Genomic DNA, 20474 nt, shown 5'->3' on the forward strand with positions numbered 1-20474 from the left:
GTACGCCGATCGTCATCAGTCCTCGGGCGTGGGAACCTCGGTCGAGGGGTCGCCGTCGACCGCGGCGGACAGCTGCGGCACGAGGCGCTCGAGGGTGTACGGGATGCTGAGCGCCGTCACGAACGAGATCGAGAACCCGTACTCGGGAATCGAGTCGCCGACGAAGATGTCGCGGCCCTGTTCGTGCACAGGCAGTGCGGAGTACAGCTCGTTGCCGAGTACGTCGTCCTTCGACCCGAACGAGTCTGTGAGCCAGACCAACGCGTCGGTGTCGACGAAGTCGATCTTCTCGGCGCTGATGTTGGCGCCGAAGTCCTTCGTACCCACGACATCGTCGATATCACTCGGCAACTCGAAGCCGATGTCGGTCAGCAGCCTGCTGCGCGGGTCGGACGAGCCGTAGACGTAGGTGCCCTCGAACGGCGTCGCGAAGATCGCTTCCTTGCCTTGGAACTCGGGGTGATCCTCAGCGATATCTGCGATCTGGGCCTCGACGTCGTCGACGATCTGCCGCGCCGCATCGGGTCGGCCGACCGCCTCGCCGACGGTGACCAGCTGTTGCTGCCAGGCGATGCCGTAGTCGGGTACGTCGGCGGGCTGCGCCACCGTCGGCGCGATCTTACTGAGCTGGTCGTACTCGGTCTTCGTGATACCCGCGTACAGGCCGATGATGAGGTCCGGCTGCTGCGCCGCCACTTGCTCGATCGGGATGCCGTCGTCCTGGTTCAGCAGCTCGGGCGTATCCGCATCGCCGAGCCGGTCCTCCGCCCACGGGTAGATCGCACCGGGTGAGTCGTCGAGCCACTCGGTCGTCGCCACCGGCACGATGCCGAGCGCGAGCAAGTCGTCCTGCTCCTTCATTCCCACCACGACGACGCGCTCGGGCTCCTCCGTGACTGTCGTCGTGCCGTACTTGTGCTCGATCTCAACGGGGAATGCGCCTTCCTCGACGGCGGTCGTACGGTCGCCCGCGGTCGTCGCGTCGGCCGTGCCGTCGTCGTCGCCGCAGGCGGTCGTCGTGAGTGCCAGGGTGGTCAGCGTCGCGGTCAGCGCCAGCTTCAGTCGGTTCACGAAGGCAAGGCTAGCCTTAATTCATCGCGGGACGGCGGGCGGGCCCGTCAGCCGACCGAGCGGATCGCGTCCGCGACCGCGCTCAGCGCGAGCAGGCGTACGACGTCGACATGCGCCTCGACCACGCCGGTAGCCGCCGCCACGAAGGCGTCACCGTCGAAGCGAGTATGCGGCGGCACGAGGGCACGGGCCAGCCCGTCATGGGCGCCCTGCGCCATGACCCGGCAGCCGACCTTGCTCAACGCGGCGTTCGTGACCACCAGCCCGATCGTCGTATGTGCCCGCCCGGCGTCGAACCCCGACGTTGCCGGCAACGCTCTGACCGGGTCGAACGAGACAGGGCCACCCGTGTCGACGTCGCCAAACGCATTGACCGCACAGAGAGCCTCGACGACGACATCGTCGAGGCGGCACACTGCGTGGCCGAGACCGGCAGGTCGTCGCCCGTCGGGTCCACGCCAGTGTGAGACGTACGCGCCCGCACCCGCGCCGATGCGCCCGGCAAGGAGCTGCTCGCCGGTCGTCGCCTGCGCAGCCGCGTACCCGGACGCCGCCGTCGGTCGCGCCGTGCTGTCGCCGACCGCGAGGTCGAACAATGCCAGCGTCGGCACGATCGGCACGTTGCCCGCCGGCGTCGGCGCGCCGCGACCGCGTTCCTCGTAGTAGCGCATCACACCGTCGGCAGCGGCGAGACCGAACGCCGAGCCACCCGTGAGGACTACGGCGTCGACCCGGTCGACGGTTTTGTCCGGCTCGAGCAGGTCGAGCTCACGGCTGGCGGGAGCGCCGCCGCGTACCTCATGCGATGCGGTCGTGCCGTCGGGCAGCTCTACGACCGTGCAGCCGGACTCCCCTGCCGCATCGCTCCAGTGCCCCACACGTACACCGGCGATCTGATAACCCACGGGAGTCCCCTTCGATCAGGTTGGCGCATCCACCAACAGCGGTACGGTCATCTCGGTCGCGGTCAGCGAACCGTGGAACCCCACCATCTTCAGCTCGACACCGAACCAACGCGACGAGAACAGTGCGAAGTCGCCCAGCGATGCGATCAGCACGTCACCGATTCGCGGACGTACGTGCGGCTCGACGGTGCCGAACCAACCCGCGTCCTCCGCCTCGTCGCGGGTGGCCACGATCGCCCGGTCGCCGCAATGCGCGCGCCACCGCGCGGCGACCTCGTCGGCAGCACCGGTGCGTACGTACAGCTGGCGGAAGCGCGCCTCGCCGGCGAAGACGAGGACATCGTCGAGCAGCTCCGGCCTCGCCTCGACATCGAACCGGCCTTCGACCGGCAGGTCGATCATGCCGTGGTCGGCGGTCACGACCAATGCGGCGTCGGACGGAAGTGCCTCGCGCAGGCGCTGCATATCGGCATCGACCTCACTGAGCCGGTCGCGCCACTTCTGCGAGGTGCAGCCGTGCTCGTGCCCGAGGTGGTCGAGCGTCGACTCGTAGGTGTAGATGAGACTGCGCGGCGCTGACTCGCACGCCTCGACGGTGGCATCCAGGCGCTCCCACGTGCTGGAGATGCCGTGGTACGGCACGCCGCGCTGGCTGCAAACGGTGAGCCCGGTGCCCTCGAACCGCGCCGAGTTGACCACGACGACCGACGTACCGTTCGCGTCGACCTCCGACAGCACGGTGGGATGCGGCTGCCATTCGAGCGGGTCGACGTCTGCGTTCCACTTCAGCGCATTCAGGATGCGGCGTGTACCCGGTATGAGCGAGGTGTAGCCCACCACTCCATGACTCCCGGGTGGGAGCCCGGTGCCGAGCGAGGTGAGGCTGGTGGCGGTCGTCGACGGTGTGCCGCAGGTGAGCGGATCGTCTTGGAGACCGGCGAGGTACGGCGCGTACTCGGCGTTCGCTGCGAGCAGGTCGCTTCCGAGCCCGTCGATGAGTACCAGGACGTATCGCGGTGCGCTCGGGAGCCCGAGCGGGTTCGGTTCGCCTCCGGTCGCCGCCCCCGCGCTGCGGACGAGCTGGCTGATACTTCTTCCGTCGTACGCAGGCAGGACGACGCCCGCAGGATGGTGCAACGGCATCAGCGACCGGCCGTGGCCGCCGAGAGCCGGCGCCCGAAGTCGAGGAGCTGAGCGACGGCATCGTCGCCGTCGGCGGTCGCCGATAGCCGCAGGGTGAAGTCGTCACCGGTGATGTTGCCGGAGTAGCCGTGGTCGGCGTCGCAGGTGGGGTCGGAGCACTGTGCGGGCTCGAGGTCGACCCGGCTGACGCCGCCCCACCCGATGGTGATGACCGCCTCACGGGTCGGCCCGCCGCCGTCCGGCTCGGTCGGCGACGCCGCGACCATTCGCGTGGTGACGACCGACGAGATCGACCCGAGTGGGACCGCCTCGGTCGTGGTCGAGGTGTACGGCTCGGGCAGCAGGTCGTCGGGTGGGTGCTCATCGGTGTGGGTGAGTACGAGCCGGCTGCCGGTCATCACGAGCACCGTCAGGTGGCGGCGGATCTCTTCGCGATCGAACGTCGGCTCGTGGTGCAGCACGTACGCCTCGACCGCCTCACCGGCGAGTGCGTCGACCATGCCCTCGGTGACGACGTTCGGGTAGTAGCCCGTCTGCTGGATCGCCTCGCGGAGAGCGCCCCAGCGGTCGGTGGCGATCTGCTCGTACCTGTCTGCCATGTCCGACAGTGTTCCACGACGCAGGTCGCAGCCCCGCACGGCACGTCGGGCTCCGGGTGCTCAGCTCGGCATCGTGTCGCCGAGGCCGACCGGTCGGCTCATCCGGCGTACGAACCACTCGCTGCGGTTGTCGTTGGACGGCGCGGTACGCGCCGAGGCGTTCAGGACGGTCGTGCCGTGGGCTCCGGCGAGTACGAGGTCGAGGTGCAGCGTGGCGAGCTCGGGTTGCTCGTCCTTGAGCTCGGCCACCCGCTGCAGCAGGTCTTCGATCGCGGCGACATCGGCGGGTTCGCTGCCGCGGTAGCCGAGCAGCAGCGGCGCTGACTTGATCTCGCGCACCATCGCTGCGGCGTCGACGTCGGTGAGCGGCGGAATCCGGTACGCCCGGTCGCCCATCAGCTCGCTCGGCGCTCCGGACAGGCCGAACGACACGAGCGGCCCGAACAGCGGGTCCTCGACGGCGCGGATCGAGATCGGCGTACCGGGCGCTGACATGCGCTGGACCACGAAGTCGGCGGTCTCGGGGACGTCGATGATCTCGGTGAGCAACGCCCATGCGTCGCGCATATCGTCCTCGTCGTCGATGTTGCGCCAGACGTGGGCGAGATCGGGACGAGTACGTAGATGTGGTGCGGTCGCCTTGAGCACGACGTCCCAGTCCAGCTCTCGGCCCGCCGCGATCGCCTCGTCGAGCGAACCGACCCGATGGCGTGTCCACAGGTCGATGCCGTAGTACGCGAGGAGTTCGTGGGTCTCCTCGAGATCGAGTTCACGACCCTTCGGCTCCTCCTTGAGCGTGCGGGTGAGCAGCGCATGCGCGGGAGCGGTCTGCACATCGTCGTAGTGTGCGTGCTCGCCCTGTGGGCGACCGGCCCATTCGGCGTACGCGACGACTCGGGCGAGCGCACGTACCGCGGACTCGGGCGCGGGGTACGACGGCACCGAGCCACGCCCTGCAGCGCCCTCGACGTCGGGTACGCGCAGCAGCTCGGGCACACCCTCGGTGCCGAGGAACGCCGACACGATCGGCTTGTCCGACTGCTCGCCGACTGCCGCGAGCACATTCGCGACGTCTTCACCGGAGACGTTGAGCGGCGGAACGTACACGGCGACGACCGAGTCGACATCGGGGTCCTCGATCGCGGTGTCGAGAGCCTCCTCGAAGTCGTCCTCGTTGGCGTCGGCACCGAGTGCGATCGGCTCGCGTACCTGCAGCCCTGCGGCGCTCGCGGCGTCGGCGACGAGCAGGCCCATGGCGTCGGAGTTGCCGACGACGGCGACTCGCGGGCCGCGCGGCAGGGGTTGGTGCGCGAGCAGCTGGGCGACGTCGAACATCTCGTCGAGCGTGTCGACCTGGATCACGCCGGCCTGCCGGAACATCGCGTCGACGGCCGCCTGCGGCGCGGTCGTGCGCTGCACTGCGTGACCCACCGGCACGCCCTGCGTCGTACGCCCGGACTTCACCGCCACGACGGGTTTGCGTCGGCCGACTCGGCGCGCGATGCGCGAGAACTTTCGCGGGTTGCCGATCGACTCCAGGTAGAGGAGGACGACCTCGGTGGCGTCGTCCTCCTCCCAGTACTGCAACAGGTCGTTACCCGAAACGTCTGCGCGGTTACCGGCCGACACGAACGTCGACAGGCCGAGGCCGCGCCGGTCGACGGTCTCGAGGATCGCGACACCGAGGGCGCCGGACTGGCAGAAGAAGCCGACGCGACCGCGTGGCGGCATCAGCGGAGACAGAGACGCGTTGATCCGGGTCGCGTTGTCGGTGTTGATCACGCCGAGGCAGTTCGGACCGACCAGCCGGAGCCCGTAGCTACGCACCAACCCGAGCAGGCGGCGCTGCCGTCGCCGACCCTCGTCGCCGGTCTCGGCGAACCCCGAGGAGATGACGACGATGCCGTGCACGCCCTTGCCCGCGCAGTCGAGTACGACCTCCGGCACCGACTCGGCGGGTACGGCAATGATGGCGAGGTCGACGTCGCCGGGGATCTCCTGGACCGACCCGTACGCTGGGAGCCCGGAGACCGCCTCGGCCTGCGGGTTGACGGCGTACACCGCACCGGTGAAGTCGGCCAGCACGAGGTTGCGGATCAGCATCTGGCCGATGGTGTCCTGGCGGCGACTCGCCCCGATGACGGCGACGCTGCGCGCGCGCATGAACCGCTGGATGGACGCGGCTTCTGCCCGATGCTCGCGCGCCTGCATCACGCCGATCGCCGTGTCAGTGGGGTCGATGGAGAAGACGAGACGCATCACGCCGTCTTCGATCGAACCCTCGACCTCGTAGCCCTGCTCGCGGAACACCTGGATCATCCTGGTGTTCTCGGGCAGGATCTCGGCGACGAACTTCTCGTACTCGCGTTCGCGGCCTGCCTGCGCGAGGTGCTCGAGCAGCAGCTGCCCCAACCCGCGACCCTGATGCGCGTCCTCGACGAGGAACGCAACCTCGGCCTCACGGTCGTCGATCGCGTCATAGCGCCCGACGGCGATGATCTGCTTCGCGATCGTGACGACGAAGGCGACCCGGCTCTGGTAGTTCACATGGGTGAACCGCTCGACGTCGCGATTCGACAGGGTCGGGTACGGCGCGAAGAAGCGGTAGTACTTGGACTCGTCGGACACCCGCGCGTAGAAGTCGATGAGCCCCTGCGCGTCATCTGTCGTGATCGGGCGGAGCTGGGCGGCACGGCCGTCGCGTAGTACGACGTCGGCCTCCCAGTGCCGCGGGTAACCCGGGGCTCCGTCCATATCCTCGTCGTTCACGCGACCAACGTACCGGCTCGCACCGGCCGGCGGGTGCAGCGTGTGGAGCGTTCAGAGTGTCGCGGATCCCTGCGTACGAGGGGCGATGCCGAGCAGTACGCCCGCCAGGAGGAGCGCCCACGCCGGCGAGGACGGCATCACTGCACAGAGGAATGCTGCCCAGACGGTCAGGGCCCAGCCGAAACCGGTCGGAACCCGCTCGCCGCGCCGGTTGATCCACACCACGAATGCCCCGAACAGGAGTACGGGCACCCCGAAGCTGCCCGGCCCGATCCAGAACGCCTCGTTGTACCCCATCGCACCGGGGTCGTGATCAAGCGTCAACGTGTCCCAGGGACCCTCGTCGACGATGGTCTCCCAGTAGTCGCGGTAGCCCCATGGCGCGACGACGGTGTGCACGACACCGAACGCGACGGCGATCCATCCCGCTGTGCCCGCAAGCACCGACCTTTTCACCTCGCGAGTAGCAGTCAAGGTCATGATCTCTCCCCATTTGTACGGTTGCGTATAAATGAGACGCTAGCACCGTCTATACGATGGCGTATATATCGAGAGAGGAGCGTCACATGGCACTACCGCGCACCGCGCGTCATCGGTGGATCGACGAGGGTCTGCGAGCGCTGGCGGCCGGCGGCCCCGAGGCCGTCCGGGTCGAAGCACTCGCCCAGACTCTCGGCGTGACCAAAGGCGGGTTCTACGGGTACTTCGCAGACCGCCGCGCACTGCTCACGGAGCTACTCGACGCCTGGGAGCGCGACGTCACCGACGACATCGTCGCGCGGGTCGATGAGCGTGGTGGCGCCGCCGAGGGCAGACTTCGGCGCCTCTTCGAGATCGTCGACGACGGCGAGGGCCTCGCCACCGGCATCACGACCGACCTTGCGATCCGCGACTGGGCACGACGAGATTCCGAGGTAGCCGAGCGTCTTCGCCGGGTGGACAACCGGCGAATGGACTACCTGCGCTCGTTGTTTCGCGCGATCTGCAGCGACGAGGACGACGTGGAGGCTCGGTCCCTGATCGCCTTCTCGCTGTACATCGCTCGCCCCTTGATGGTCGTCGACCACGACGGTCGCAGCGAGGCCGATATGCGCGCCCTGACCAACGAATGGCTGCTTCGCCCAGCGATGTGACGTCAGCCGCACGCGGATGACTTCCGGTCGATCGCGCGTTACGTTAGTTGTCGATTCAACTAACTATCCCGGGAGGACGCATGAAGATCGGCATCATCATCGGATCCATCCGCGACGGCCGCATCGGCGAGCACGTGGCCGCGTGGGTCGAGAAGGCCGCCGCGAACCGGTCCGACGCCGAATACGGGGTCCTCGACCTCAAGGACTTCGACATTCCGCTCCTCACCTCGTCGACCGTCCCGAGTGCCGCGAACAGGCAGTACGACTCGACGAACGTCACGCGCTGGAGCCAGGCGATCGACGCGTACGACGCCTTCGTCTTCATCACTCCGGAGTACAACCACGGAATCCCCGGCGCGTTCAAGAACGCCTTCGACAGCCTCGGCCCCGAGTGGACGGACAAGACGGTCGGGTTCGTCTCCTACGGCGCCGACGGCGGCGTACGCGCCACCGAGCAGTGGCGCCAGGTCACCGCCAACCTGCACATGTACGACGTACGCGCCAGCGTCGCACTCGGCCTGTTCACCGACTTCGACGAGACCGGATTCGCACCGCAGGAGCGTCGCGAAGCCGAGCTGTCGGCGATGCTCGACGAGCTCACCCGGTTGACGTCCAGGCTGAGCTGACCCCGCGGCGGTCTCGTAACCGACTTCCCTGCCTTATTGGCGACTACCCGCCTGCCCGATTCCGCTCGCTGTCGGCTTTCCCTCGCCTTCGGGCTCGGCAAAAGACGCGGCGACGCGGGATGCGCAGCTACGTGGTTCGATTGCTTGCCGACTGGCCCGTTCCGGTTCGATTTTGCGGGGTCGGTCGGTGGTCGTTCACCAAGTAAACATGGTGAAACTCCACTTTGCATGGCAGGGACACCGTGCAAAGCGGGAGATTGACATGCCCGTTGGTACGCCAGCGACTACTGGTACGGACGTGACGTCGAAACCACACGTTACCCCGATCCCATATTAAAGTTCTGGGAAAGCCGCCAAGCAACCGAACCGAAGAAGCGGCTCCGCGCGTCGCCGCGTCTTTCCCCCAGCCGACGTAGCAAGGGAACGCCGACAGCGACGAGGAATCGGGCAGTCGGGTAGTCGCACGATAGAAGTACGAACGTCGGCAGTGCCCGAATACGGCGTGGCGGTGTCTGCCGTGTCGGCGGGGCGGTTCACAATATGGGGAACCCCGATCGACCCGGAGACAACTGCATGCCCCGACGCACGACCATCCAGCCGGACGAGTTCGACGAGCACATCGTCGATATCGACGTCGGCGAGGAGATGCGCGAGAGCTACCTCGAGTACGCGTACTCGGTCATCTACTCGCGCGCCATCCCTGATGCGCGCGACGGTCTCAAGCCCGTACAACGGCGCACGCTCTACACGATGGCCGATCTCAGCCTGTGGCCAGACCGCGGCCATGTGAAGTCTGCCCGCGTCGTCGGCGAGGTGATGGGTCGGCTCCACCCACACGGCGACAGCGCCATCTACGACGCCCTCGTACGCCTGGTGCAGCCGTGGACGATGCGGCTTCCCCACATCGACGGCCACGGAAACTTCGGCTCGCCCGACGATCCGCCGGCGGCCATGCGCTATACCGAGTGCCGGATGGCGCCCGCGGCGGTGGCGATGACGGCGTCGATCGACGAGGACACCGTCGACTTCCGCGCCAACTACGACAGCCGCGAGTTCGAACCGAGCGTCCTGCCCGCGGCGCTGCCGAATCTGCTGGTCAACGGCTCGTCCGGCATCGCGGTCGGCATGGCCACGAACATCGCTCCGCACAACCTGGTCGAGGTCGTGCAGGCTCTTCGCCACCTGATCGTCAACCCCGACGCGGGTCTCGACGACCTGATGCGGTTCGTCCCTGGCCCCGATCTGCCCACCGGCGGCAAGATCGTCGGCCTCGACGGCATCCGAGACGCGTACGCGACCGGCCGTGGTTCGTTCAAGATGCGCGCATCGACCCGGATCGAGAATGTCACCGCCCGCCGCAAGGGCATCGTCGTCACCGAGCTGCCCTACAACGTAGGCGCCGAGAAGGTGATCGAACGGATCAAGACGCTCGTGCAGTCCAAGCGGCTCAAGGGCATCGCCGACATCGCCAACCTGACCGACGGCGAGAAGGGTCTCCACCTCGTCATCGAGCTGAAGAGCGGTTTCAACCCAGAAGCGGTTCTGGAGCAGCTGTTCAAGCTGACACCGATGGAGGACTCCTTCGGCATCAACGCCGTCGCGCTCGTCGACGGCCAGCCGCGCACGCTCGGTCTCAAGGAGATGCTGGAGGTCTTCCTCCAGCATCGCTACGACGTCGTACGCCGCCGCAGCGCGTTCCGCCGCAGCAAGGCGAGCGACCGGCTGCACCTGGTCGACGGTCTGCTGATCGCCCTCCTCGACATCGACGAGGTCATCCAGGTCATCCGCAGCAGTGACGACACCGAGGCGGCGCGTACCCGGTTGATGCAGGTCTTCGACCTCAGCGAGACACAGGCCAACTACATCCTCGAGATGCCGCTGCGCCGGCTGACCAAGTTCTCCCGGATCGAGCTGGAGAAGGAGCAGTCCGAGCTGCGCCAGACCATCGAGCAGCTCGACGCGCTGCTGAACGACGAAAACCTCCTGCGCAACGCCGTCTCCGACGAACTGGCCGAGGTCGCAAAGCAACACGGCACCCCGCGGCGCACGGTGCTGCTGGAGTCCGCCGGCCAGACCGTGAGCGCGGCCGTTCCGCTCGAGGTCGCCGACGACCCGTGCTACGTACTCCTGTCGACCACCGGTCTGCTCGCGCGCACCGCCGACGACACAGGCGTCCCCAGCGGCGGCGGACGCTCCAAGCACGACACGATCACGTCCGCGGTACGTGCGACGGCGCGCGGCGAGGTCGGCGTACTCACCAGGTCGGGAGAGCTGCACAAGCTCGACGTACTCGATCTGCCCGGCCTACCGTCGACCGCTTCCGCACCGCATCTGCGCGGCGGGGCACCCGTCTCGGAGTTCCTTGCCGTCGCTGCCGACGATGTCGTGTGCCTGGTGAGCTTCGTCGGCGAGAGCCCCGGGCTTGCCATCGGCACCCGCGACGGTGTCGTCAAACGCGTCCGCGACGAGTACCTCGGCAAGGACTCGTGGGAGGTCATATCGCTCAAGGGCGACGACCGGATCGTCGGCGCTCGCCAGCTGGCAACCGGCGAAGAAGAGTTGTGCTTCGTCACCTCCGACGCCCACCTGCTGCACTTCAACGCCTCGCTCGTACGCCCGCAGGGCCGCTCCGGCGGCGGAGTCGCGGGTGTCAAGCTCGCAGACGGTGCGACGGTCGTCTCGTTCACCGCGTTCACGCCCGCCGACGACGCCGTCGTCGCGACGGTCGCCGGCTCCCCCGATGCGCTCCCGGGTACCGAAGCCGGCACCGCGAAGGTGACCCCGTTCGAGGAGTACCCGAGCAAGGGTCGTGCTACCGGCGGCGTGCGATGCCACCGGTTCCTCAAGGGCGAAGGCACGCTCCTCGTCGCCTGGGCCGGTAGAGGACCGGCGATGGCCAGCGCCAGAAGCGGGTCCCCGGTCGACCTACCGCCGGCAGAAGGGCGCCGCGACGGATCCGGCGTCCCGGCCGCGCAACCGGTCGTCGCCGTCTCCGGTCCGGCCGCACACCTCGTACCGGGAGGCGACGAATGAGTACCGCAGGGTGGTTCGGTGGCTGACCCCACCTTCGCGGCACATGAGAGGCTTGCACTGTGCTGAACCGCGCCCCCAGACGTAACTCCGCCGTGTTCGCGGCTGTTCTCGCCCTCGCCGCGACGACCGCCTGCAGCGGCGACGACTCCGAGTCGAGCGGCGACCCCGAGGAGCGCCTGGCCGCGGCGCGTACGGTCATCGACGAGGCCGAGAGCATCGAGCTGAGCCTCGAGACGTCGGATCTACCCTCCGACGTCGAGGGCATCATCTCGGCCGAGGGTGTCGGTACCCACGCACCCGCGTTCGACGGCAAAGCAGAGGTGCGCGCGTTCGGCATCACCGGCGAGGTGCCGGTGGTCGCCGTCGACAGCGAGGTGTACTTCAAGCTGCCGTTCAAATCCGGCTACGAGACGTTCGACGTCGCGAAGTACGACGCCCCCGACCCCGCAGAGCTGTTGAGCACCGACGACGGGATCACCTCGATGATCACGTCGCTGGAGTCCGTCGAGGCCGGCGAGACCGAGCTCGACGGCGAGACGAAGGTGACGCCGATCGACGGCACGCTGCCGGGCTCCGCGGTCCGCAAGCTGTTCCCGTCGGTCGACGAGTCGGCAGAGTTCGACGTCAGCTTCCGCCTCGACGGCGACGACGTCATGCGTGACGCGAAGATCAGCGGGCCGTTCTACCCCGACGAGGACGACCTCACGTACACCATCGCGTTGGAGGCGTCGGACGAGTCGGTCGACATCTCCGCGCCTTCCTGAGCATCCGCCGAGGTCCCCGATCGTGAGCGACTCCCCAACGGTGGGCACAGGCGCGCGTGCCCTGCTCGCAGTAGCCGCGGTCGCCGTCGCATTCGCGGCCGCCGACACCTACGTCGTCGTGATGGCACTGCCCGACATGATGACCGGCGCCGGGCTGAGCGTCGAGGAGCTGCAGCGCGCAGCACCGATCGTGTCCGGGTTCCTCCTCGGCTACGTGGCGATCCTGCCGTTGATCGGCCGTATCGCCGACCTACGCGGACGTACGCCCGTACTGGTCGGCTCCCTCGTCGTCTTCGCCGTCGGCTCGATCGTCACGGCCGCCGCGTACGACCTCGACAGCATGGTCGTCGGTCGGCTGATCCAGGGCATCGGCGGCGGCGGTCTCGTGCCGGCGACCCTCGCCTTGGTTGCCGACCTGTGGCCCGCAGAACGCCGCGGGCTACCGCTGGGCATCGTCGGCGCCGTCCAGGAGCTCGGCAGCGTCATCGGTCCGCTGTACGGCGCCGTGGTCCTCGCGCTCGCCGACTGGCGGGCGATCTTCTGGCTCAACACCGCCGTCGGGCTGGTCCTGTGCGCGGCGATCCTGACCCTGAGACGCACGGCACGCGATGAGCAGCGGTCGGGTCCGCGAGGCATGCCCGATCTGGTCGGGATCGTACTGGCGCTCGCCGCTCTCACCTGCATGGTGCTGGTGATGCTGCGTCCGGACGAGCTGGTCACCGACCTCGACTACGGTCCGGCGTTCTTCTCCGTTGTCGGCGAGTCGCCGTGGGGTACGCGCATCGCCTTCGGGTTCTACGCGTTGGTGGCGTTGTTCGTGCTGTGGGAGTTCGTCGCCCGCCGCCCACTGATCGCGTTCCGGAGCTGGAGGTCGATCGCTCGGCGTACGGACGTCTTGGGCGCGGCGCTGCTCGCTCTCGCGCTCGGCGCCGTGATCGTGACCTTCGCTTCCGCCGATCCCGAACGCTCCGCGATCTCGGACTCCGCATGGTGGCTGCTGCCACTCGCAGCCGTGTGCCTCGCGCTGTTCGCGTGGCGTCAGCGACATGCCGAGCATCCGCTCGTACCCGGCGCCGCCGTATCCGCGACGCCCGCCTGGGGCTCGATCATCGTCTCGTTCTTCACCGGCGCGGCGCTGATCGCCGCCCTGGTCGACATCCCGTTCTTCGCGCGGCTGACGGCGTACCAGGACTCCCAGCTGGACGCCGCGCTCGTACTGTTGCGGTTCCTGGTCGCACTGCCGATCGGGGCACTGCTGGGTGGCTGGCTGACCAGGCGGACGAGCGCCGGACTACTCACGCTGGTGTCCATGCTCGTTGCTGCGGGCTCGTTCTGCGTGATGGCGACCTGGGGACGCGATGCGCTCGACCACTGGTCGGCGACGATCCCGCTCGTCCTCGCCGGCCTCGGCTTCGGCGCCGCCATCGCCCCCGTCAACGCCGCGCTGCTCGCGAGCACGCGCTCGGATGTGCACGGCATCGCAAGCGCACTGCTCGTCGTCGCCCGGATGGTCGGCATGCTGGTCGGCATCTCCGCTCTCACCACGATCGGGTTGCGCCGCTTCTACGCCGTCAGCGACGACATCCCGCCTGCGTCCCAGATCTGCCCGGACCGCGATCCCGGCTGCGACGCGTACAACGACCGACTCATCGACGCCGGGCTCGCTCAGCTCGACGCGGTCTTCCTCGGCGCAGCGCTGTGCGCGGCGATCGCCGGTCTCGTTGCGGTGTTCGTGTTCCTCGGCGCACCCACTCGTGCCGTGGCGGTCACCGAGACCCTGCGCACCCCCTGAACACACCAGTCAAACGAGCCTGAAGTACTCCACGACGACCTCGGTGTCGTCGTCGACCGTCCAGCCGGGGTCGCCGAGGTACGTACGCACCTCCTCGCGGTACTGGTCCCAGAACGCCACATGCGCGGCCCGCCAGTCCGCGGCGGAAGCGAACCCCTCCCCTTCGGCGTGCGCGACATCGTCGCCGATGTCTGCCAGGCGCAGGACGTCGACGCGGGTGATCTCGACGATGCCGAGCTGTTCTCTCGCACTGTCGACGAGCCGGTAACGAGTACGGGCGGTCGGCAGCCACGAGTTGTCCATCTCGTAGAACACCCGCAGGGAGCTCGTCGCGGTCTTGCGGCCCGACATGACGGCTTCGGTGAGCCGGTCACGCATCGGACCCGGTTCGCCGAGATCGAACGGCGGAAGCACCTCGGTCATCGCGCCAGCGTACGTCGCAGGCTCGCCGCGATCTCGTCGATTGCGAACTCCACCTGGTCATCTGCGACGTTGCCGTAGCCGATCACGAGACCGTCCAGGTCGGTACGCCCGCGAGCCGACTCGGCGAGGGTGACGACCGCGACACCGCTGCGCTCGACATCTGCGGCCACCTCCTTCGCGACGTCCGCGTCGAGCAGCAGCGTGGTGTGCATGCCCGCGCCGACGCCGCTGAGCCGGCCGAAGGGAGCAAGGCGTTCCTCGATGAACCGGTCACGCTGGGCGTACCGGCGGCGTGCCGCGCGTACGAGACGGTCCCACTCGCCGTCGCGCAACAGCGACAGCAGGGCGCGCTGGATCGGCCACGACGGGAAGTCGTGCAACGCCTCGCGCTCGCCGGCCAGCAGCTCGATCACAGAAGGATCGGCGACCAGCCAGCCCATGCGCACGCCCGCGCCGATCGTCTTCGAGACGGTTCCGAGATACACAACCCGCTGCGGGTCGAGGTCGGCCAACGTGGGCAGCGGCGCAACGTCGTAGCGGAACTCCGAGTCGTAGTCGTCCTCGATCACGACGGCATCGCGTTCACGCGCCCACGAGAGCAAGGCGAGTCGGCGGTCGATCGGCATCAGCACCCCGAGCGGGTACTGATGAGCCGGCGTCGCATACACGGCCGCGACCTGAGCCGGCGCGTCGGTCAGCGTCGCCGGGTCGAGCCCGGCGTCGTCGACCGGCGCATCCCACACGGTCCAGCCGCTCGCGGTCGCAGCCCGGGCGGCAGCACGGTACCCGGGATCCTCAACGGCGATCGCTGCACCCGTGCGCCGCATCGCATGCAGCAGCAAGGTGAGCCCATGTGTCGTGCCACTGGTGATCATCACCCGGTCGGGCGTGCACGGCAGTCCACGAGTACGGGTGACGTGCTCCGCGACCGTGCGACGGAGCTCAGGCAGACCGCGGGGATCCGGATACGTCGCCGGCGGAGGCGAGTGCGCGACCTCTCGCCACGCTCGACGCCACGCGGCACTTGCAACATCGGGGGTCCACGGCTCGCCGGGCCGCAGGTCGACCGCCGGTGCAGGCGGTGGCTGCACCGGTGACGCCTCGTCGTCGGTACGGACGGCAGGCACGTCCACCCGGCAGACATACGTGCCGGCTCCGGTGCGCGACTCCAGCCAGCCCTCGGCGACGAGCTGGTCGTACGCCGCTGTCGCGACGGCCCTCGAGACCCCGACCGCCGTCGCGATCGCACGGGTACTCGGCAGGCGGGCACCCGCTCCGAGTGCGCCGTCGCGGATCCGGGATCGGATCTGGGCTGCGAGCTGCTCCGGGAGTCTCGTCGAAGCACCGCGGTCGACCCGGAGCGCGAGCGTATGAAGACTGGATTGGCTCATCGGATTCCATCTGGATTGGACCGTGTCAACATACCAATTCGGCCGGAGAATCGAGGTATGGCCGCAACACTCTCCCCCACCGCACGTACCCGCGTCATCCGCAGCCGCGAACGTGAACAGTCCGATCGGACGGCGCTGTACGACGTACTCGACGCCGGCATGGTGGCTCACCTCGGCGTCGTCATCGATGGTTCGCCGCGAGTCCTGCCGACCGTCTTCGCCTACGATCTCGATGGACCGGACCCCGACGGGAGCCTCTACTTCCACGGATCAGTCGCGTCGCGCAGCCTCGTCACGGCACCGGAGCAGACGGTCTGTCTCACGATCACGCTCATCGACGGTCTGGTGCTGGCACGATCGGGGTTCCACCACTCGGTGAACTACCGCAGCGCGGTCGTCCTCGGCAGACCTCGCGTCGTCGACGACCCGGCCGAGCGAGATCGCGCACTCGACCTGGTGATCGACCAGCTCGTACCCGGGCGCGCCGAAACGCTGCGTACTCCGACCCGCAAGGAACTGGTCGCCACGACGGTGCTCGCGGTGCCGCTGCACGAGGCGTCGGTCAAGGTCCGCGACGGCGGTGTCAACGACGAGCCGGCAGATGTCGAGGCCGGCGAGACCTGGGCCGGCGTAGTGCCACTGTCCACGACCTTCGGTGCACCGGTCCGCAACGCCGACTGCTCCCCCGACCTCGAGGTGCCCGCGCACGTACGAGCGCTCGGCGGTTGAGCTAGGCGTCGATGCGATCGGCGTCGAGCTCGTAAGCGCTCTGTACCAAAAATTCTTTTCGCGGAGCCACTTCGTTGCCCATCAGCAGGTCGAACACGCCACTCGCCGCCTCGCCGTCGTCGACCGTGAGGCGGCGCAGGGTGCGTCGACGAGGATCCATCGTGGTCTCCGCGAGCTGCGAGGCGTCCATCTCTCCGAGACCCTTGTAGCGCTGGACCGGCTCCTTCCATCGAACGCCCTTCTTGCTCAGCTGGGCCAGCTTGCGCTGCAGATCAGGGTCGGAGTAGGTGTAGAGGTACTTGTCCATGCCCTTCTTCGGGTTCGTCAGCTCGATGCGGTGCAGCGGCGGCACGGCGGTGAAGACCCGGCCGGCGTCGACGAGCGGACGCATGTAGCGGAAGAACAACGTGGCGAGCAGGCAACGGATGTGCGCGCCGTCGGAATCGGCGTCGGCCATGAAGATGATCCGCCCATACCGCGCCGTGTCGAGGTCGAACGTACGCCCGGAGCCGGCGCCGACCACCTGGATGATCGATGCGCACTCGGCGTTCTTGAGCATGTCGCCGACCGACGCCTTCTGGACGTTCAGGATCTTGCCGCGGATCGGGAGCAACGCCTGATGCTCGGAGTTGCGCGCGGACTTCGCCGTACCAAGGGCGGAGTCACCCTCGACGATGAACAGCTCCGACCGGTCGACGTCATTGCTACGGCAGTCGGCCAGCTTGGCCGGCAGCGAGCTCGACTCGAGCGCGTTCTTGCGACGCTGGGTGTCGCGCTGCTGCCTCGCGAGTACGCGGGTACGTGAAGCCGCGACGACCTTCTCCATGACCTGGCGGGCCTTCGGACGCTGAGCCGCCTTGGTGGAGGTGAGGAATGCCTTGAGCTCTCGAGACACGATCTTGTTGACGATCCGCGTCACTGGAGGCGTACCGAGCACCTCCTTGGTCTGGCCTTCGAACTGCGGCTCGGCCAGACGCACCGTCACCACCGCGGTGAGCCCTTCGAGCACATCGTCCTTCACGATGTCGGAGTCGCCGTTCTTCAGCAGCCGGGTCGACCGCAGCACTTCGTTGAACGTCTTGGTGAGCGCGCGCTCGAAGCCGGAGACATGCGTGCCACCCTTGGGCGTTGCGATGATGTTCACGAACGAGCGCAGCTCGGTCTCGTAGCCGGTGCCCCAGCGCACGGCGATGTCGACCCCGAGGTCGCGTTCGACGTCTTGCGGCTGCATGTGACCCGCGTCATCGAGGACCGGGACCGTCTCGGAGAACGTGTCGGTGCCCTGCAACCGGAGAATGTCAGTGACCGGCTCGTCGTCGGCGAGGTAGTCGCAGAACTCGGTGATGCCGCCGTCGTGACGGAACCGCTCCTCGCGTACCTCCTCGTCGCGCTCATCGCGGATCACGATCTCGAGGCCCGGCACGAGGAACGACGTCTGACGAGCGCGGGTGACGAGCTCGTCGTAGCTGAACCGTGCGCCCTTGATGAAGATCTGCGGATCCGCCCAGTAGCGGACGCGGGTGCCCGTGACGGTCTTCTTGATGCGTTTGCCCTTGCGCAGCCCCTCGCCCGCCTCGAACGACGCGTCGGGGCCGGCACCGTCGAACTCACCCGGCGCGCCCCGCCGGAAGGACATCGACCAGGTGGCCGAGCTCTTGTCGACCTCGACGTCGAGGCGCTGCGACAGCGCGTTGACGACAGAAGCTCCGACACCGTGCAGACCGCCGGTCGCGACGTACGAACCGCCGCCGAACTTGCCGCCCGCGTGCAGTTTGGTGAACACCACCTCGACGCCGCTGAGGCCGGTCTTCGGCTCCTTGTCGACCGGAATACCGCGACCGTTGTCGCGCACCTCGACCGAGCCGTCGGAGTGCAGCACGACATGAATCTGGTCACACGCCCCGGCCAGCGCCTCGTCGACGGCGTTGTCGATGATCTCCCAGAGGCAGTGCATGAGCCCCCGGGTATCGGTCGAGCCGATGTACATCCCGGGTCTCTTGCGTACGGCTTCGAGCCCCTCGAGCACGAGCAGGTTGCGGGCGTTGTACGTGGTGTCTATGAGAATGCTCCTGTGCGGTGATCCACCTGTGCGAGGCCGAATCTACCCCGGGCGACCGACAGGGTCTCCCGACACGCGGGATCTGCGGTTCGGCTTCGGTTCCACGGTCCGACCCGGCACACTGATGACGTGGAGAAACCAGCTCGAATCGGCGTCCGACGCGACCGTGCTCACACCGCGGCGCGGCGGGAACACCGAGGCGTGGTTGGATGTTGGTACAGATAAGACCGATCGAGACGAGAAGAGGTCAGACGTGACGACTGCTGTAGCCACCGGTGCTGCCCTCAGCGCAGCCGACCGTTGCGACCGCTGCGGAGCACAGGCGTACGTACGCGCCGAGCTCGGCAACGGAGGCGAGCTGTTGTTCTGCGCGCACCACGCACGTGAGCACGACGAGCAGCTCCGCAAGATCGCTGTCTCGATCCATGATGAGACCGGCCGGCTCGACGAGGTGCCGGCCACCGCATCCGACGACGAGCGCTGATAGACCGACCGAGCGGGACCCCGGGCGTACGCGTCCGGGGTCCTGTCATGCGTGATGACGACTGAGCTGCTCACCGGGCTCGGCATCGGCATCGGCCTGCTCGGCATCCTCATCCCGATACTGCCCGGGAGCTCGCTGGTTCTGGGCGCGATCGCGGTCTCGGCGTACGTGACCGGCACCGCAACCGGATGGGCGGTCCTCGCGGTCTCGACCGTGTTCATTCTCGGCGCCGCGGTCGTCAAGTACGCCTGGCCGAGTCGCCGGATGGCGCGCGCTGGAGTTCCGGGCCGCGTTCTGGTCGTCGGCGGCGTCGCCGGGATCGTCGGCTTCTTCGTCATCCCGGTCATCGGGCTACCCATCGGGTTCGTGGCCGGCACGTTCGTGGCCGAGCTCGTTCGTACGCGCGAACCCCACAGCGCCTGGGATGCCACCATCGCGGCAACCAAAGCCGCCGGACTGTCGCTGTTGGTCGAGCTGGCGGGCGCTCTGTTGGCCGCCGGACTGTGGCTCGGCGTCGTGGTCGCGTCCTGACCGCCGTCGGTAGCGGCTAACCGGCGTCGACACGGCGCAGGGTGCGCACCGCCGAGCGAGCGGCCAGCACCACCAGCCGGTCGGGTGAGCTCAACGCCTCGATCGCGCCGAGGTGACGCTCGTCCCCGATCGACGCACTGGCCCTGATCGCCGCCACCTGTACGCGCGGTTCATCGTCGGTGACCAGGCCGATCAGCGCCTCATCGGTCTCGACGACGCGGTGCCGCAACGCGACCTTGGCCGCCGCTTCGCGTACCCGCCAGTGGCGGTCTCTCATGGCCGTCACGACGCCGTCGGCGGCGTACGGGAGCCAGGCGTTCCCGAGCCCGCGTACGCCCCAGGTGCGCGGCCAGAAGTCCTGGCCACGTGCGGCGAGCTCACCGCGTTCGAGCTGACCGTGTGCCGCAACGCCGCCGAGGTATGTGAGCGGCATCGCCAGTAGTTCGTACTCGTCATGACCGTCGATCAGCGCCAGGCACGTGTCGATCACGGTGTGGACTCCGTAGGCGTCGATCGCCTCGGCAACGAGTGCCTCCGGACGCGCGTAGAGATCGCGGGGTTCGGGTCGCACGACCCCAGCGTAGATGTCGTTGCGCGGGCAGGCACACCGTGGCGAGATGGCCTACGTTGGACCCGAGCAGACATCCGCCGCGTCGGCAGGGAGCGCATATGACGACAGACACGACAGCCAACTTGCACGAAGCGCTCCGCGATCTGCGCGCCAAGGCACAGGAGGCGGCGAGCGGTCGGGCCGCGCACAAGCTCACGGGCGGACCCGGCTCCCATCTGACCCAGACGATCATCGCCATGACGGCCGGTACGTCGCTGTCAGAGCACGAGAACCCCGGTGAGGCGACGTTGCTCGTACTCGAGGGCACGGTTCGTCTCCGCAGCGGAGACGACGCATGGGAAGGGCGCAACGGCGACCTGCTCTCGATCCCCGATGCCCGGCACAGCGTCGAGGCCCTACTCGACTCGGCGATCCTGCTCACGGCGGTCAAGCGCGTATAGCCAACTGGCTA

The 20474-nt window shown here is 68.1% G+C and carries 19 protein-coding genes; 9 read left to right on the plus strand and 10 right to left on the minus strand.

All coding sequences use genetic code 11. The features are described 5' to 3' along the window. Positions 1-15: 15 nt before the first annotated feature. The 6 genes from MU582_12500 to MU582_12525 form a co-directional block, all read right to left on the minus strand. Positions 16-1071, minus strand: a complete 1056-nt coding sequence (locus tag MU582_12500; protein UPK73262.1) for an iron-siderophore ABC transporter substrate-binding protein — start codon at positions 1069-1071, stop codon at positions 16-18. A 47-nt stretch (positions 1072-1118) separates the two neighbouring features. Beyond that, a complete protein-coding gene (locus MU582_12505) occupies positions 1119-1976 on the minus strand; it encodes a P1 family peptidase (GenBank protein ID UPK73263.1) in 858 nt (285 codons plus the stop codon). A 15-nt stretch (positions 1977-1991) separates the two neighbouring features. Further along, positions 1992-3119: an alkaline phosphatase family protein gene (locus tag MU582_12510; GenBank protein ID UPK73264.1), complete on the minus strand. Its 1128-nt coding sequence runs from the start codon at positions 3117-3119 to the stop codon at positions 1992-1994. After that, entirely contained in the window at positions 3119-3718 is a 600-nt protein-coding gene (locus MU582_12515; protein ID UPK73265.1) for a DUF5998 family protein, read from the minus strand. The genes MU582_12510 and MU582_12515 overlap by 1 nt, the downstream gene beginning before the upstream one ends. Before the next feature lie 60 nt (positions 3719-3778). After that, positions 3779-6472 carry a bifunctional GNAT family N-acetyltransferase/acetate--CoA ligase family protein gene (locus MU582_12520; protein UPK77164.1) on the minus strand — a complete coding sequence of 898 codons (2694 nt, stop codon included), beginning with the start codon at positions 6470-6472 and terminating at the stop codon, positions 3779-3781. A gap of 66 nt (positions 6473-6538) precedes the next feature. After that, the gene (locus tag MU582_12525) at positions 6539-6967 is read right to left on the minus strand and encodes a DUF6463 family protein (protein UPK73266.1); all 429 of its coding nucleotides are present in this window, start codon (positions 6965-6967) and stop codon (positions 6539-6541) included. An 86-nt stretch (positions 6968-7053) separates the two neighbouring features. On the opposite strand from MU582_12525, the gene MU582_12530 reads away from it, so the two are divergent. From MU582_12530 to MU582_12550, 5 genes are all read left to right on the plus strand, one after another. Beyond that, the gene (locus MU582_12530; GenBank protein ID UPK73267.1) at positions 7054-7620 is read left to right on the plus strand and encodes a TetR/AcrR family transcriptional regulator; all 567 of its coding nucleotides are present in this window, start codon (positions 7054-7056) and stop codon (positions 7618-7620) included. 80 nt (positions 7621-7700) lie between these two features. Then, positions 7701-8246, plus strand: a complete 546-nt coding sequence (locus MU582_12535) for an NAD(P)H-dependent oxidoreductase (GenBank protein ID UPK73268.1) — start codon at positions 7701-7703, stop codon at positions 8244-8246. 573 nt (positions 8247-8819) lie between these two features. Next, entirely contained in the window at positions 8820-11279 is a 2460-nt protein-coding gene (locus tag MU582_12540; protein ID UPK73269.1) for a DNA topoisomerase IV subunit A, read from the plus strand. A 59-nt stretch (positions 11280-11338) separates the two neighbouring features. After that, positions 11339-12043 (plus strand): LppX_LprAFG lipoprotein, encoded by a 705-nt coding sequence (locus tag MU582_12545; GenBank protein UPK73270.1) that lies wholly within the window; start codon positions 11339-11341, stop codon positions 12041-12043. Between the two features lie 22 nt (positions 12044-12065). Next, a complete protein-coding gene (locus MU582_12550) occupies positions 12066-13835 on the plus strand; it encodes an MFS transporter (GenBank protein ID UPK73271.1) in 1770 nt (589 codons plus the stop codon). Between the two features lie 9 nt (positions 13836-13844). Here the strand turns inward: MU582_12550 and MU582_12555 are convergent, their stop codons facing one another. Together MU582_12555 and MU582_12560 are read right to left on the minus strand one after the other, a co-directional pair. Beyond that, positions 13845-14258 carry an ASCH domain-containing protein gene (locus tag MU582_12555; GenBank protein UPK73272.1) on the minus strand — a complete coding sequence of 138 codons (414 nt, stop codon included), beginning with the start codon at positions 14256-14258 and terminating at the stop codon, positions 13845-13847. Then, positions 14255-15649 carry a PLP-dependent aminotransferase family protein gene (locus MU582_12560; protein ID UPK73273.1) on the minus strand — a complete coding sequence of 465 codons (1395 nt, stop codon included), beginning with the start codon at positions 15647-15649 and terminating at the stop codon, positions 14255-14257. The genes MU582_12555 and MU582_12560 overlap by 4 nt, the downstream gene beginning before the upstream one ends. 57 nt (positions 15650-15706) lie before the next feature. Between MU582_12560 and MU582_12565 the strand changes: the two genes are divergently transcribed. Beyond that, positions 15707-16378 (plus strand): pyridoxamine 5'-phosphate oxidase family protein, encoded by a 672-nt coding sequence (locus MU582_12565; protein ID UPK73274.1) that lies wholly within the window; start codon positions 15707-15709, stop codon positions 16376-16378. 1 nt (position 16379) lies between these two features. Here the strand turns inward: MU582_12565 and MU582_12570 are convergent, their stop codons facing one another. Beyond that, entirely contained in the window at positions 16380-18479 is a 2100-nt protein-coding gene (locus MU582_12570) for a type IIA DNA topoisomerase subunit B (protein UPK77165.1), read from the minus strand. Positions 18480-18690: 211 nt separating this feature from the next. On the opposite strand from MU582_12570, the gene MU582_12575 reads away from it, so the two are divergent. Both MU582_12575 and MU582_12580 read left to right on the plus strand, forming a co-directional pair. After that, positions 18691-18921 (plus strand): hypothetical protein, encoded by a 231-nt coding sequence (locus MU582_12575; protein UPK73275.1) that lies wholly within the window; start codon positions 18691-18693, stop codon positions 18919-18921. A 54-nt stretch (positions 18922-18975) separates the two neighbouring features. Continuing rightward, on the plus strand, positions 18976-19452 hold the full coding sequence (locus MU582_12580) for a DUF456 domain-containing protein (protein UPK73276.1): 477 nt from the start codon (positions 18976-18978) through the stop codon (positions 19450-19452). Between the two features lie 16 nt (positions 19453-19468). On the opposite strand, the gene MU582_12585 is transcribed toward MU582_12580, so the two are convergent. After that, complete coding sequence (locus MU582_12585) at positions 19469-20023, minus strand: adaptin domain-containing protein (protein UPK73277.1); 555 nt, start codon at positions 20021-20023, stop codon at positions 19469-19471. Between the two features lie 98 nt (positions 20024-20121). Between MU582_12585 and MU582_12590 the strand changes: the two genes are divergently transcribed. Next, positions 20122-20463: a cupin domain-containing protein gene (locus tag MU582_12590; protein UPK73278.1), complete on the plus strand. Its 342-nt coding sequence runs from the start codon at positions 20122-20124 to the stop codon at positions 20461-20463. Positions 20464-20474: the final 11 nt, after the last annotated feature.

This window comes from Nocardioidaceae bacterium SCSIO 66511, assembly GCA_023100825.1.
Lineage (GTDB): Bacteria > Actinomycetota > Actinomycetes > Propionibacteriales > Nocardioidaceae > Solicola.

Excerpts from the sequence above, each read along its gene's own strand:
- MU582_12510 (UPK73264.1), bottom strand. The coding sequence starts at position 3,119 with ATGCCGTTGCACCATCCTGCGGGCGTCGTCCTGCCTGCGTACGACGGA.
- MU582_12515 (UPK73265.1), bottom strand. The coding sequence starts at position 3,718 with ATGGCAGACAGGTACGAGCAGATCGCCACCGACCGCTGGGGCGCTCTC.
- MU582_12520 (UPK77164.1), bottom strand. The coding sequence starts at position 6,472 with ATGGACGGAGCCCCGGGTTACCCGCGGCACTGGGAGGCCGACGTCGTA.
- MU582_12525 (UPK73266.1), bottom strand. The coding sequence starts at position 6,967 with ATGACCTTGACTGCTACTCGCGAGGTGAAAAGGTCGGTGCTTGCGGGC.
- MU582_12530 (UPK73267.1), top strand. The coding sequence starts at position 7,054 with ATGGCACTACCGCGCACCGCGCGTCATCGGTGGATCGACGAGGGTCTG.
- MU582_12535 (UPK73268.1), top strand. The coding sequence starts at position 7,701 with ATGAAGATCGGCATCATCATCGGATCCATCCGCGACGGCCGCATCGGC.
- MU582_12540 (UPK73269.1), top strand. The coding sequence starts at position 8,820 with ATGCCCCGACGCACGACCATCCAGCCGGACGAGTTCGACGAGCACATC.
- MU582_12555 (UPK73272.1), bottom strand. The coding sequence starts at position 14,258 with ATGACCGAGGTGCTTCCGCCGTTCGATCTCGGCGAACCGGGTCCGATG.
- MU582_12560 (UPK73273.1), bottom strand. The coding sequence starts at position 15,649 with ATGAGCCAATCCAGTCTTCATACGCTCGCGCTCCGGGTCGACCGCGGT.
- MU582_12565 (UPK73274.1), top strand. The coding sequence starts at position 15,707 with ATGGCCGCAACACTCTCCCCCACCGCACGTACCCGCGTCATCCGCAGC.
- MU582_12580 (UPK73276.1), top strand. The coding sequence starts at position 18,976 with ATGACGACTGAGCTGCTCACCGGGCTCGGCATCGGCATCGGCCTGCTC.
- MU582_12590 (UPK73278.1), top strand. The coding sequence starts at position 20,122 with ATGACGACAGACACGACAGCCAACTTGCACGAAGCGCTCCGCGATCTG.